Origin of the sequence: Streptomyces sp. NPDC059900 (assembly GCF_050270335.1) — a bacterium.
Lineage (GTDB): Bacteria > Actinomycetota > Actinomycetes > Streptomycetales > Streptomycetaceae > Streptomyces.
On record NZ_JBNNJZ010000230.1, the window covers coordinates 1 to 12,601 of the forward strand.

A 12,601-nucleotide genomic window follows, 5' to 3' on the forward strand; every position below is an offset into this window, starting at 1 on the left:
ACATATCCAACACACACGAGACGCAGCAGCACTGTAATAATATAAGAGGCTGCTCGAAGACACCCGTGCGGCGCCGCGGCCCCGGCAGGTCGGCGGCGGCCTTGGGCACCGGCGCCGACTCCCCCGTCAGCGCGGCCTGGCGCACGCTCAGACCGCTCGCCCGAAGCAGCCGTACGTCGGCGGGGACAAGGTCACCGGCGCCGAGCCGCACCACGTCCCCCGGCACGAGATCCGCGACCGGGATCTCCCGCTCCTCGGGGCTCTGGTCCCGCTCCGCCCGGCGCAGCACGGTCGCGGTGGTGGCCACCAGGGCGCGCAGGGCTGCCATGGACCGGTCGGCGCGGTACTCGCCGGACGTCCGCAGCACTCCGCTGACCACGACCAGGCACAGGATCACGCAGGCGGTGCCCCAGGAGGCGACGGTGGCCGACACCAGGCCGAGGCAGAGCAGCACCGCGGTGAAGGGGTCCCGCAGGCTGCGGCCGAAGAGCCGCGGCCACGACACCGGGCGCCGGTCGGGAAGGGTGTTCTCGCCAAAGGTGGCGATGCGCCGCTCGGCCTCCGCGTCCGTCAGACCGCGCGGTCCGCTGTCCACCTGGCGCAGCACCTCGAGCGAGGTGAGCCCACCGGCAGCGGCCTCAGGCACCAAGGCCGCGGAGCCCGCGTCCGGGGGACCGAGCTTCTCGTTCGGTGCGGTCGGTCAGCTGTCCGACCATGAGCCGCACCACGGTCACCACGTCCGCGTCGTCCACGAAGTAGACCTGTCGCCTGCCCTCGCGCCGGGAGCGTACGAGACCGGCCAGTTTCAGTTTGGTCAGATGCTGGCTGACCGCGGGCAGCGCGCCGCCGACGCGCTCGGCGAGACCGGTCACGTCGCTCTCGCCCTGGGCGAGCGCCCACACGATGTGCAGGCGCGCGGACGAGGCGAGCAGGCCGAAGGCCGCTGCCGCCTCGGCGAGGACGTCGGCCGACGGGTCGTCGAAGCCGGTACCGCCTGCTTCCACGGTCGTCCTCCCTCCGCGCCCGGACTCGCGCGTACGGGCCTCTCGTACGCGAGGGTCCAGTCTAGGTCCCTGTCAGGGGAGCCCTAGGACGCCTGCCGGTGTCCGCCGGAGCGCTCGCGCGCGCCCGTCGTCATCAGCGCCACGTAGACGACAAGCGCGGAGGCGAGGCCGATCGCCCATCCGTAGTCGGCGAGCGGTTTCAGCAGGGGGATGAGGCCGTCCTCGGGGAAGGGCCCCTTGCCCGGCGCCGAGTGCGAGCCGCCCACGGCGAGCACGCCCCCGACCACGAAGGCGGCGACGGCCCGCAGATTCCAGCCGCCCGTGTACCAGTAGCGCCCTTCGGGCCGGTACAGGTCGGCGAGGTCAAGGGCCGTCCTGCGCACCACCCAGTAGTCGGCGATCAGGATTCCGGCGACCGTGCCGAGCAGTCCGCCCACCACACCGAGCCAGACGAAGATGTAGAGCTCGGGCGTCTCGATCAGCTTCCAGGGGAAGATGACCACGCCCACCACACCGGTGATCAGCGCGCCGGTACGGAAGTTGACGACCTTCGGGGCGAGGTTCGCGAGGTCGTACGCCGGTGAGACCACGTTGGCCGCGATGTTCACGGAGACCGTGGCGACCAGGACCGTCACCAGGGCGTAGAGGAGGCCGAAGACGCTGTCGGCCTTGGCCGCGAGGTCGACGGGCTCCCAGATCGGCTCGCCGTAGACCGCCTGCGAACCGGAGGTGACCAGGACGGACAGGAGCGCGAACGCGGTCATGGTGGTCGGCAAGCCGAGGGTCTGCCCCCACACCTGGGCCCGCTGCCCCTTCCCGAACCGGGTGAAGTCGGGGATGTTCAGGGACAGCGTGGACCAGAAGCCGATCATGCCCATCAGCGCGGGGAAGAACACCGGCCAGAAGTCGGCGCCCCAGCCGAGGGCGGACGGCTGGTCGAGCAGCGGGCCGAGGCCGCCCGCCTGGTCGGAGATCCATACGAGCAGCACGACGGCGCCGACGAGGACGAAGGGCGCGGCCCAGTTCTCGAAGCGCCGCAGGGCCTCCATCCCCCGGTAGATGATGGCCAGTTGGAGGGCCCAGAAGAGCACGAAGCAGAGCCACAGCGGCCACGGGTAGCCGCCGATCCGCGACTCGTCGCTCCACGCGCCGCCGAAGACCTTGTCGAGCAGTACGTAGATCCCCTGGCCGCCGATCCAGGTCTGGATGCCGAACCAGCCGCAGGCCACGGCGGCCCTGATCAGCGCGGGCAGGTTCGCGCCGCGCAGGCCGAAGGAGGCGCGGGCCAGGACGGGGAACGGGATGCCGTACTTGGGGCCCGCGTGTCCGGTCAGGAGCATCGGCAGGAGCACGATCACATTGGCGGCGGCGATGGTGAAGACGGCCTGCCGCCAGTCCATGCCGAGGGCCACGAGGCCCGAAGCGAGCGTCCAGGAGGGGATGTTGTGGGCCATGCCGACCCACAGGGCGGCGAAGTTGTAGGTGCTCCAGTGGCGTTCGGCGACGGGGATGGGCTTGAGGTCGTCGTTGGCGAAGCGGCTGTGCTCCGGGAAGGCGCCGGGGCGCAGTTCGACGCGGCCGTCACCGGCGACGCTCTGCGATGCCGGGCCGGGGCCCGCGCCCGGTTCTGTGCCGGGTCCCGCGCCGGATGCTCTGCCGGGTTCCCTGCCGCGTCCGAAATCCATGCCCAGGCTCCTTTACACGGGTCCACGCGCGTCAACTCGGCTCAGGTACGGCTGATTGTGGTGGTGCGGGTGAGTTCTGCTGAGTGCGGGAGAGGCTTCAGAACTGGCTCATTCGCCGGTTTCTCCGGTCGGCGGCGCCGACAATCCTGCTCCCCGTGGGCCTTATCGCGCCAGAGGCGTACCCCAACTACCTTTGTCGCCATGATCAATCGTGGGTCGGCGTCACGCGGCGTGGGCTTCGGGGAGGACGAGTCGTGAGCCAGGGGAACCCGCAGGCCGTCCGCCGCCGCCCGGACGACGGCGGACGCCGGCCGAACGGCCGCGCCCCGCTTCCCGGCCAGGCGCGGCAGCCGCCGCACAGCGGCCACATGATCGTGTGCGGCGACGACGCGCTCGCCGAGCGGCTCGCCGCCGAGCTGCGTTCGGTGTACCGCGAGCAGGTCACGGTCCTCGTCCCTTCCGCGCCGCCGGCCGACGGTCCGCGGTCCGGTCCGGCCGGGCGGGCGCGTGCCACCGCCCTCCTCGGCCGGATGCAGGCCGTCATGGCGCGCGCCGCCGGTACGCCGGGCGGTGCGTCCGGCGCCGGTGATGGCGGCGACAGCGGCGACGGCGGCGCGAACCGGCCCGAGGTCCCCCGGATCCTGGAGGCACAGGAGCCCGACGAGGCGGCCCTCGTCGAAGCGGGCGTCCAGGACGCCGCCGCCCTTGCCCTGGTGTATGACGACGACGAGACCAACATCCACGCCGCCCTCGTCGCCCGCCGCCTCAACCCCCGCCTGCGGATCGTGATCCGGCTCTACAACCGCAAGCTGGGCCAGCACCTGGAGGAGCTTCTCGACCAGGCGGCCGCCGTCGCCTTCCCCGGCCTTGATCCGGACGAGGTGAACGCCTCCACCACCGTCCTGTCCGACGCCGACACCGCGGCTCCCGCCCTCGCGGCCACCGCCGTCGCGGGCACCAGCAAGGTTGTCCAGGCCGACGGACTGCTCCTGCGCGCCGTCGAGCGCCTTCCGACGGACCGCGGAGCGACCTCCGACCCCGGCCTGTGCACGCTCGCCCTGCTCTCGTCGACCACCAACGACCCTGCGGGTTCCGAGGGTTCGGACGACGGCGGGCAGGACGGGCCGCTGCTGCTGCCCGACGACAGCACGGTCACCGCAGCCGCCGGCCGGGGCACGGTGATCCTCAAGGCCGTCTCGCACGCCGGGCCCGACCGGCCGCCGGGCCGCCTGTCCGGCCGCTTCCCCGGCCGCTTCTCCGGCCCCTTCTCCGGCCGCCTCTCCAGGCGCGGACTTCCGCTCGGCTCGCTCTTCTCGCCCCGCCTGCGCTGGTCGGTGGCCGGGCTCCTGGTTTGTGTGCTCGGCCTCGCGGTGGCGAACTGGCTGACCAGCAACGCCCACCCGCTGGCCGCCGCCTATCTGACGCTGCTCGATCTGTTCGCCATCGACGACCCCGCGATCGGCCAGTCCACCGCACGGCAGATCCTTCAACTCCTCTCCGGACTCGCCGGGTTGCTCCTCCTGCCGGTTCTGCTCGCCGCCGTCCTCGAAGCGCTCGGCACCTTCCGCACCGCGTCCTCGCTGCGCCGTCCGCCGCGCGGTCTCTCCGGCCACGTGGTCCTGCTCGGCCTCGGCAAGATCGGCACCCGCGTCCTGGCCCGGCTGCGCGAACTGGGCATCCCCGTGGTGTGCGTGGAGGAGGACCCCGAAGCGCGCGGCGTCCCGCTCGCCCGCCGCCTGCGCGTGCCCACCGTCATCGGCGACGTCACGGACGAAGGCGTCCTGGAGGCCGCCAAGATCCACCGTGCGCACGCACTGCTCGCCCTCACCAGCATCGACACCACCAACCTCGAAGCGGCCCTGTACGCCCGCTCGATCAAGCCCCAGGTCCGCGTGGCCCTGAGGCTGTACGACGACACGTTCGCCACCGCCGTCTACCGCACCCTGCGCGCCGCCCACCCGCACGCCCTGACCCGCAGCCGCAGCGTCTCCACCCTGGCCGCCCCCGCGTTCGCCGGAGCCATGATGGGCCGGCAGATCCTGGGCGCGATCCCCGTGGAGCGGCGGGTGCTGCTCTTCGCGGCCCTCGACGTCGCGGGAAACCCCGTCCTCGAGGGGCGGACCATCGCCGAGTCGTTCCGGCCCGGCGTCTGGCGGGTCATCGCCCTGGACTCCGCCGCACCCGACGAACGCCTCCCCGACCTGACGGCCTCGCGCCCCGACGACGACACCGACCGCCCGGCAGGCCTTGTCTGGGACCTCCACCCCGGTTACGTGCTGCGCTCCCAGGACCGTGTCGTCCTGGCCGCCACTCGCCAGGGCCTGGCCGAGATCCTCGGCCGGCACACCCGCGCCCGGACGGGCTCCGGCGACGCGTAGACCGGCATCGAAGAACCCTCTTCATTGCCGGGTCACGGCAATGCGGACCAACTCCCCCGCATGGGACGATCCTCACCTCACCGAGACATCCGGCAAGTGGGGAGGTGCTCCGGTGAACGTCTTTCTGGGGCTTGGTATCGCGGGAATCGCCCTGCTGGTCCTCTCCCTCGTCTTCGACGGGGTTCTCGAGGGGCTCTTCGACGGCGCGGGAGTCCTCGACGGGCTCTTCGACGGGCTGCTGTCCCTTCCCGTCATTGCCGGGTTCGTGTCCATGCTCGGCTTCGGCGGCGCGATCGTGCTCGGCACGACCGGGCTCGGCGCAGCCGCGGCCACCGCCATGGGTGCCGGCGTCGGTGTGGGAGCTGCCTGGCTCACGTGGAGGTTCAGCCGCGCCCTGATGCGGGATCAGACCGCCGCCACTCCGCGGGGCGACGATCTCGTGGGCACCCCGGGTGCCGTGGTCACCGCGATCCCGGCCGACGGGTACGGCGAGGTGCTGCTCCAACTGGCGGGCCAGCCGGTGAAGTTCGCCGCCAGGAGCGCCGTGGCCGTCACCCGCGGCACCGAGATCTGGGTGGAGGCGGCACTGTCGCCGACCTCGGTCGCGGTGCGTCCCGTGCAGCGCTGACCACCGCACCCTCCACGTCCGGGCCCGGCACCTGACGCCTGGCCCCGGCGCCCGCGTACAACATCACCGATCTGCCGCCCCCGGGAGGCAGGGGGGAATTCACCATGAGTCCAGTCCTGACCGCCGTCATCGGAGTCGTCGTACTCCTCGTACTGCTCGCGCTCGTCGTCGTGACCCGCTACAAGGTCGCCGGGCCCAGCGAGGCCTTCATCGTGACCGGGCGGCGCGGCAAGAAGTCCACCGACCCCGACACCGGCCGGATCATCACCGACAACAGCGGCCAGAAGGTCGTCGTGGGCGGCGGAGTCTTCGTCGTGCCGTTCGTCCAGCAGAAGTTCACGCTCGACCTCTCCTCGCGGCACATCCCGATCTCGGTGCGCGGCGCGGTCACGCTGCGCGGCGTGAAGGCCAACCTGGAGGGCGTCGCGATCGTCAAGGTCGGCGGCACCGAGGACTCCATACGCGCCGCGGCCCAGCGGTTCCTCGCCCAGCAGGGCGGGATCGTCGGCTTCACCCAGGAAGTGCTCTCCGGCGCGCTGCGCTCCATCGTGGGCCGGATGTCGGTGGAGGACATCATCCGCGACCGCGCGGCCTTCGCCGGGCAGGTCGCCGAGGAGGCCGAGGCGAGCCTGTCCGGGCAGGGCCTGGTGCTCGACGCCTTCCAGATCCAGGACATCACCACCGAGGGCTCGTACCTCGAGGACCTCGGGCGTCCCGAGGCGGCCCGCGCCCGGCAGGAGGCGGACATCGCCGAGGCCGTCGCACGGCGGGCCGCCGAGCAGGCCAGGCTGAAGGCCGAGGAGGAAATCGCCGTCGCCCAGCGGACGTTCTACCTCAAGCAGGCCGAGATCAAGGCCGAGACGGACGAGGCCGCCGCCCGTGCGGGGGCAGCGGGACCGCTCGCCGAGGCCGCCCGCCAGCAGGATGTCCTCACCGAGCAGGAGAAGGTCGCCCAGCGGCAGGCGGCCCTGACCGACCGCGAACTGGACACCAAGATCCGCAAGCCCGCCGACGCGGCCCGCTACCAGGCCGAGCAGGAGGCCGAGGCCCGCCGGGTCTCCCTGGTCAAGCAGGCCGAGGCAGACGCCGACCGGGCCCGCCTGACCGGTGAGGGCGAGAAGGCCCGGCGCGCCGCGCTCGCCGACGCCGTACGCCTGGAGGGCGAGGCCGATGCCGCCTCGATCGGCGCCAAGGGTGCCGCCGAGGCGGAGGCGATGCGCAAGAAGGCCGACGCGTTCGCGCAGTACGGCGACGCGGCGGTGCTCCAGATGCTCGTGGAGGTCCTGCCCAGTGTGGTGGCCAAGGCGTCCGAGCCGCTCAGCGCGGTCGACAAGATGACCGTGATCTCCACCGACGGGGCGAGCCAGCTGTCCCGTACGGTCGCCGACAATGTCGCCCAGGGCGTCGAACTCCTCAGCTCCACCACGGGAGTCGACCTCGCCGAACTCCTCAAGGGCATCACCGGCGGCACGTCCATCGCGAGCCCGGCGTCCGACCCGGCATCCCCCAAGGCCAACGGCAAGATCGACGTCACCGACTGATCCGGCCGCGGCTACGGTCACGGTTACGGTTCGATCAGCCCGACCCGGATCGCATAGCGGGTGAGTTCAAGACGGTCGCGCAGCCCCAGCTTCTGCAACATGTTGGCCCGGTGGCGCTCGACCGTCTTGATGCTGATGAAGAGGAGGTCCGCGATCTCCTGCGACGTATGACCCTCGGCGACGAGCTTGAGGATCTCCTCCTCACGGTCCGTGAGGGTCCTGGCGGGGAGCCTGTCGCCGCTCCTGACCCGGTCCAGGTAGTTGCGGATCAGCGCGCTGACCGCCCCCGGATAGATGAAGGGTTCGTCGCGCATGGCCGCGCGGCAGGCTTCGACCAGGTCGCGGTCGGCGACGGACTTGAGCACATAGCCGCAGGCCCCGGCGCTGAGCGCCTCGAAGAAGTACTGCTCGTTGTCATACATCGTCAGTATGAGGATGCGCACGCCGGGCTGGAGCCGGGAGAGTTCGCGGGCCGCCTGGAGGCCGGTGAGACGGGGCATGGCGATATCGAGGATGACCAGGTCGGGGGCCTCGGCGCGGGCCATTTCGATGGCCTGCGCGCCGTCACCGGCCTCCCCGACCACGGTCAGGCCGGGTTCGGCGTCGAGGATCAGACGCACGCCGCGTCGCACCAGGGCGTGGTCGTCCGCGAGCAGGATCCTCGTCGGCGTTTCCGGTTGGACCATGGTCACTTGCTCCCTTGTGGTGCCGGGACGTGGAGGTGCACTTCGGTGCCGCCCGCGGGCAGCGGTGTGAGGTCGAGGCCGGCGCCGATGAGCAGGGCACGTTCCCGCATGCCGCGGATTCCCGCGCCTTCGGCGGCCCGGCCGATGCCGTGGCCGTCGTCGCGGATCCGCAGGTCCACCCCGGCGGGGGTGGTGCGCAGGGTGAGGTCCACGTGCCGGGCGCCCGAGTGGCGCACGACATTGGTCAGGCTCTCCTGCGCCACCCGGTAGAGGACCAGCTCGGCCGCCTGTCCGAGCTTCGGCACCGGACTGTCGAAGTGCGGTCTGACGGTGAGACCCGCGTGGGCGGTGATCTCGCGCGTGAGGTCCCTGAGCGCGCTGGTCAGCCCGAGCTCCTCCAGGACGCCGGGCCGGAGCCTGCGGGCGATGCGGCGGATCTCGTCGAGGCTCTCCCGTGTCGTCTCCTGGACGTGCAGCAGATCGCTCCGCAGCGGGCCGGGGGCCTGGTCGGCGACGTGTTTGAGTTCGAGCAGGACCGCCGTGAGCGTCTGTCCCACCTCGTCGTGCAGTTCCCGGGCGATCCTGCGGCGCTCGTCCTCCTGCGCGGACAGGGCGAGCGCGCTGCTGGCCGCCCGCTCGGCCTCCAGGCGGTCGAGCATCGTGTTGTACGTCGTGATCAGATCGGCGATCTCACTGTGCCCCGCGACCTCGGCCCGCCGGCCGGGGCGGAGCAGGTCGGTGGTCGTCATGGCCTTGGTCAGCCGCTGGAGCGGGGCAAGCCCGACCCGCAGCAGCGCGGCGTTCGCGGTGAGCATGGCGACGAGCCCCACGGCCATGATCAGGGCCTCGGTGAGCAGGACCGGGGTGGAGACGGTGACCGGCCCGAGCAGCAGCAGGCCGGTGGCCAGGACCATCACCGTGGCGTTGAGCAGGAAGATCCGCCAGAACAGGGACACGCGGTACGTCCTTTCTCGGTGCAGGCGGCTCCCGCATCTTTCAGGCTCCGCCTGCCGGACCCGCTCTGTCCATCGGGGCCAGCACCCATTCACCCGGACAACTACAGGTCACAGCCCCGACGAGATGGGTGTCGCCCCTGATGGCCGCCGGATCGCGCCTCGGGCGAGGGTGGAGTACCGGCGACCGGAGGGACGCAGACATGGCCCGCTTCGACCACGACGACCGGCTGGGCGAGATCGAGGCCCGGCTGGAACGGCAGGATCCCGAGTTCGCCAGAGCCCTGGCCGGCGGGCGCCCGCGCCGGCCGCGCGAGTACCGGCGCGGCCGGGCCTGGGCGGTCCTCGCCTTCGCGCTGGTCTGCCTGGGTACGGGCATCGCGATCGGCCATGGTCTGCTCATCGCCACCGGCCTGGTCGTGGCTGGCATGGCAGGACACCTCTTCGACCCGCCGGAGCGCCGGCCACACCGCCCGCGGCCGTCACAGTGAAGTTGTCACGGCGCAGTCGCCCTCACAGCGAGCTGCCCGGCCAGCCGAGCAGCCGTGCGCCGATGGCCGCGGTCTGGAGGGTGTAGCGGTCCAGGGGGTCGGCCGGGTCGGACCCGGTGAGGGTGCGGATGCGCTCCAGGCGGTACGTCAGGGCTCGTACGCTCAGCGACAGGTCCCGCGCCGCCCGGGCCGCCACGCACCCCGTGTCGAAGTAGGCGAACAGGGTGTCGATCAGGGGTTCGGCTCCGCCGCGGGCCTCTTCCAGCGGCCCGAGCGTGGTGAGCACCAGGTCCACCAGGGCCTGCCGGTCGCGCGCCAGGACGGGGAAGACCAGCAGGTCGGCGGCGCGCAGCACGGGTGCGTCGAAGCCCATGCGCGTCGCGAGTTCCAGGGTGTTGACGGCTTCTTCGTAGCTGTGGGCGATGCCTGCCGCTCCGGGCTGCGGCCGGCCGACGGCGATCCGGCCGCCGTCGGTGGCGGCGTGCGCCCGCTTGGCGAAGTAGGCGAGGACTTCGTCCTGGTGGGCGGGTGCGATGCACACCAGGCGGCCGTCCTTGGTGGTGAGCAGGATGTGGCGGTCGCCGAACCGGGCGTTCAGTTCGCTCTCCACGTCGCGTGCCACGGGGTCGGTCTCGTCGTAGCCGGCCGGTCCTTCGGCCACGGCCACCGCGTGCGCGTGGGACAGGCGCAGTCCGTACCGTTCGGCCCGTGCGGCGAGGCGGCCCAAGTTCCCCCGTCCGTACAGCAGGTCGTCGATCAGTTCGCGCCGGGCGGCCTCCTCCTGGCGTACGACCTGGCGCTGTGCGCGTTCGTAGCCTTCGGCGAAGGCGTCGATGGCCTGCTCGGCGGTTGCGAGCAGATGGTCGGGGTCGCCGGTCGCCGGGCGGTGGATCCGGGTGGCGTTGAGGTGTTCGCGTATGAGGACACGCCACGCGTACCCGGCGTTGGCGGCCTGCGCGCCGAGCGTCCGGCGCGACGTCAGCTCTTCGCGGGTCAGGCGGCGGCCGGTGGCGGCGGCGCAGGTGAGGATCTCGGCGTAGCCGTCGAGGATCTCCTCGGGGATCTCCCGGGTGGTCATCTGCTCTCCCTCGTGGGGTCGATGGCCGGGCAGACACGGCAGTGCGACGCGGGCACGCGGCACTCGACTCCGTAGGACATACGGGCGGGCGTGGCGGCAACTGGGCGCGGATCGCCGGGAGTCGAGGCTCCGGGCGGGTTCAGTGGCGCGGGTTGCTCGCTGGGCTGCCGTCGGTATCAGGCACGCTGTCGCGGGCGGAGTTGTCGATGCGTACGACCCCGGGGGCGCGCACTTCGGCGCGGTCCCGGACGGCACCGGCCGCGGGGAGCCGGGCGGCGCGCATGCTGCGACCCATCTCCTGCCCCCGCCCTCCGGCCGTCGGCGATCATCGTCGCCCGCTTGGATGTCGAGCAACTACGCGCTCGACAGAGCACCTTGGCTCATATCGTTAGTTTACCGTACGATAAAGATCGCAAAGAGGCACTGAAGCGATACAAGCCACCAAATCGCCGGGGCAGCCGGTCACCCTGCGCCGGGGTCAGTCCGTCTCGATCCAGGACCGGAGCTTCTCGGGGTTCCGTACCGCCCAGCAGCGCGTGATCCGGTCGCCCGCGACGTCGAAGGCGAGCACCGACGTGGTGACCCCGCCGTGCTGGACCACCAGGCCGGGCTGGCCGTTGACCGTGCGCTCCAGGATCGTCTGCTCGGGCACGTCACCGGCGACGGCGATCAGATAGCGCGCGATCTGCTCGCCTCCCTCGATGGGCACGGGCGCGGCGTCGACCACTCCCCCGCCGTCGGCGAGCGCCGTGGCATCCGGGTCGAGGAGGCCGATGAGCGCGTCGATGTCCTTGGTCTCCCACGCGCGCTTGAAGTCCCTGACGAGCCCGGCGCGCCGGACCGCCGGCGTCGCGGGGGCGTGCGAGGCGCGGATGCGCCGGCGTGCCGAGGAGGCCAGCTGGCGGCACGCGGCGGGACTGCGGCCGACGATCTCGGCCACTTCGGCGAAGGAGTAGCGGAAGACGTCGTGCAGGATGAACGCCACGCGCTCGGCCGGGGTCATGGCTTCGAGCACGACGAGGAACGCCATGTTCACCGACTCGTCGAGCGTGACCCGGTCGGCCGGATCGGCGGTCGCACCGCCGGGCCGCCCGTCCGTCCACTCCGCGTGGTCGGGCAGCGGCTCCGGGATCCATTCGCCCACGTAGCTCTCGCGCCGGGCCCGCGCCGAGCGCAGCTGGTCGAGGCAGATACGGCCGGCGACCCTGGTCAGCCAGCCGCCGGGGGATTCGATGGCCTCCTGCTGCCGCGGGGTCATGGCGTACCAGCGGACGTAGGCCTCCTGCACGACGTCCTCGGCGTCCGCCAGGGAGCCGAGGAGCCGGTAGGCGAGATTGATCAGCTGACGCCGCTCGCTCATGATCACGCTCAGGCTCGGATCGGGCCTGCGGCTCGGATCGCTCCTGCCGTCTCCGGGCTCGAACTGGGTCCCCATGGTGTCACCGCTCCCTTGGCCACATCTGTCGTCACCCGTACGACGAGGCAGCCCTCCGGAATGTGAGGCCGCCCGGTCGCTCGCGTGCCGCCTCACATTCCGCGGGGCTGCCTCGTCGGCACTGCGGGAACGAACGCACACCATCCGAGCGCCGCCACCAAGGAGATCACCATGGACACCCGCTTCGACTTCCTCGCCAATCCGGTCTCAGCCAAGATCGTCAAGCACATCGCGGCCGCGGGCAAGCCCATCGCGGACTCGTCCTTGCCCGCCTCGACGCGCGAACTGGTCATGCTCCGCGCCAGCCAGATCAACGGCTGCGCCTTCTGCATCGACATGCACACCAAGGACGCCGCGCACTCCGGCGAGTCCCCGGTGCGCCTCCACCTGGTCGCCGCCTGGCGCGAGGCCACGGTGTTCACCGAGGCCGAGCGCGCCGCCCTGGAGCTTGCGGAGCAGGGCACCCGCATCGCGGACGCGGCAGGCGGCGTGACGAACGAGGCATGGGCGGACGCCGCCAAGCACTACGACGAGGACGAACTCGCCGCCCTGGTGTCGAGCATCGCCCTCATCAACGCCTTCAACAGGCTGAACGTCCTCAGCCAGCGCCCCGCGGGCGACTACCAGGTCGGCCAGTTCGGCTGAGCCGACCCGTACGAGATGACCGTGCGAGGCGACCCGTACGAGACGACCCGAGCGGAAGCAACTCCAGGAGCGAGCAC

General features: G+C 71.8%; 13 protein-coding genes. 5 read left to right on the forward strand and 8 right to left on the reverse strand.

Features of this window, described 5'->3' with window-relative positions:
* The 3 genes from ACQKIP_RS25940 to ACQKIP_RS25950 all read right to left on the reverse strand — a co-directional run.
* A partial coding sequence (locus ACQKIP_RS25940; RefSeq protein ID WP_427744224.1) for a cation-transporting P-type ATPase occupies positions 1–649 on the reverse strand: 649 nt, incomplete at its 3' end.
* A complete protein-coding gene (locus tag ACQKIP_RS25945; RefSeq protein ID WP_365863340.1) occupies positions 639–1,004 on the reverse strand; it encodes an ArsR/SmtB family transcription factor in 366 nt (121 codons plus the stop codon). The genes ACQKIP_RS25940 and ACQKIP_RS25945, both read right to left, overlap by 11 nt.
* A gap of 83 nt (positions 1,005–1,087) precedes the next feature.
* Positions 1,088–2,689, reverse strand: a complete 1,602-nt coding sequence (locus ACQKIP_RS25950; protein ID WP_365863338.1) for an NCS1 family nucleobase:cation symporter-1 — start codon at positions 2,687–2,689, stop codon at positions 1,088–1,090.
* Positions 2,690–3,057: 368 nt separating this feature from the next.
* On the opposite strand from ACQKIP_RS25950, the gene ACQKIP_RS25955 reads away from it, so the two are divergent.
* The 3 genes from ACQKIP_RS25955 to ACQKIP_RS25965 all read left to right on the forward strand — a co-directional run bounded on the left by ACQKIP_RS25955 (position 3,058) and on the right by ACQKIP_RS25965 (position 7,236).
* Positions 3,058–5,067, forward strand: coding sequence for an NAD-binding protein (locus tag ACQKIP_RS25955; protein ID WP_365863383.1), 2,010 nt, complete (start codon positions 3,058–3,060; stop codon positions 5,065–5,067).
* A 112-nt stretch (positions 5,068–5,179) separates the two neighbouring features.
* Positions 5,180–5,695, forward strand: coding sequence for a hypothetical protein (locus tag ACQKIP_RS25960; protein ID WP_365863336.1), 516 nt, complete (start codon positions 5,180–5,182; stop codon positions 5,693–5,695).
* A gap of 104 nt (positions 5,696–5,799) precedes the next feature.
* The gene (locus ACQKIP_RS25965; RefSeq protein WP_365863335.1) at positions 5,800–7,236 is read left to right on the forward strand and encodes a flotillin family protein; all 1,437 of its coding nucleotides are present in this window, start codon (positions 5,800–5,802) and stop codon (positions 7,234–7,236) included.
* Positions 7,237–7,259: 23 nt separating this feature from the next.
* On the opposite strand, the gene ACQKIP_RS25970 is transcribed toward ACQKIP_RS25965, so the two are convergent.
* Both ACQKIP_RS25970 and ACQKIP_RS25975 read right to left on the reverse strand, forming a co-directional pair.
* A complete protein-coding gene (locus tag ACQKIP_RS25970; protein WP_365863334.1) occupies positions 7,260–7,922 on the reverse strand; it encodes a response regulator transcription factor in 663 nt (220 codons plus the stop codon).
* 2 nt (positions 7,923–7,924) lie between these two features.
* Entirely contained in the window at positions 7,925–8,878 is a 954-nt protein-coding gene (locus ACQKIP_RS25975) for a HAMP domain-containing sensor histidine kinase (protein ID WP_365863332.1), read from the reverse strand.
* Between the two features lie 200 nt (positions 8,879–9,078).
* Between ACQKIP_RS25975 and ACQKIP_RS25980 the strand changes: the two genes are divergently transcribed.
* Positions 9,079–9,366, forward strand: coding sequence for a DUF3040 domain-containing protein (locus ACQKIP_RS25980; protein ID WP_365863330.1), 288 nt, complete (start codon positions 9,079–9,081; stop codon positions 9,364–9,366).
* Between the two features lie 22 nt (positions 9,367–9,388).
* Here ACQKIP_RS25980 and ACQKIP_RS25985 read toward each other — a convergent pair whose 3' ends face one another.
* From ACQKIP_RS25985 to sigJ, 3 genes are all read right to left on the reverse strand, one after another.
* Positions 9,389–10,444, reverse strand: coding sequence for a PucR family transcriptional regulator (locus ACQKIP_RS25985; RefSeq protein WP_365863329.1), 1,056 nt, complete (start codon positions 10,442–10,444; stop codon positions 9,389–9,391).
* A 139-nt stretch (positions 10,445–10,583) separates the two neighbouring features.
* Positions 10,584–10,727, reverse strand: a complete 144-nt coding sequence (locus ACQKIP_RS25990; protein WP_365863327.1) for a hypothetical protein — start codon at positions 10,725–10,727, stop codon at positions 10,584–10,586.
* A gap of 195 nt (positions 10,728–10,922) precedes the next feature.
* A complete protein-coding gene (sigJ, locus tag ACQKIP_RS25995) occupies positions 10,923–11,879 on the reverse strand; it encodes an RNA polymerase sigma factor SigJ (protein ID WP_365863325.1) in 957 nt (318 codons plus the stop codon).
* A gap of 171 nt (positions 11,880–12,050) precedes the next feature.
* Between sigJ and ACQKIP_RS26000 the strand changes: the two genes are divergently transcribed.
* Complete coding sequence (locus ACQKIP_RS26000) at positions 12,051–12,524, forward strand: carboxymuconolactone decarboxylase family protein (protein WP_365863323.1); 474 nt, start codon at positions 12,051–12,053, stop codon at positions 12,522–12,524.
* The last annotated feature ends 77 nt before the right edge of the window (positions 12,525–12,601 follow it).

Coding starts and splice junctions, on each gene's coding strand:
- sigJ (WP_365863325.1), bottom strand. CDS start 11,879: ATGGGGACCCAGTTCGAGCCCGGAGACGGCAGGAGCGATCCGAGCCGC.
- ACQKIP_RS25990 (WP_365863327.1), bottom strand. CDS start 10,727: ATGCGCGCCGCCCGGCTCCCCGCGGCCGGTGCCGTCCGGGACCGCGCC.
- ACQKIP_RS25980 (WP_365863330.1), top strand. CDS start 9,079: ATGGCCCGCTTCGACCACGACGACCGGCTGGGCGAGATCGAGGCCCGG.
- ACQKIP_RS25955 (WP_365863383.1), top strand. CDS start 3,058: ATGATCGTGTGCGGCGACGACGCGCTCGCCGAGCGGCTCGCCGCCGAG.
- ACQKIP_RS25965 (WP_365863335.1), top strand. CDS start 5,800: ATGAGTCCAGTCCTGACCGCCGTCATCGGAGTCGTCGTACTCCTCGTA.
- ACQKIP_RS25970 (WP_365863334.1), bottom strand. CDS start 7,922: ATGGTCCAACCGGAAACGCCGACGAGGATCCTGCTCGCGGACGACCAC.
- ACQKIP_RS26000 (WP_365863323.1), top strand. CDS start 12,051: ATGGACACCCGCTTCGACTTCCTCGCCAATCCGGTCTCAGCCAAGATC.
- ACQKIP_RS25985 (WP_365863329.1), bottom strand. CDS start 10,444: ATGACCACCCGGGAGATCCCCGAGGAGATCCTCGACGGCTACGCCGAG.
- ACQKIP_RS25950 (WP_365863338.1), bottom strand. CDS start 2,689: ATGGATTTCGGACGCGGCAGGGAACCCGGCAGAGCATCCGGCGCGGGA.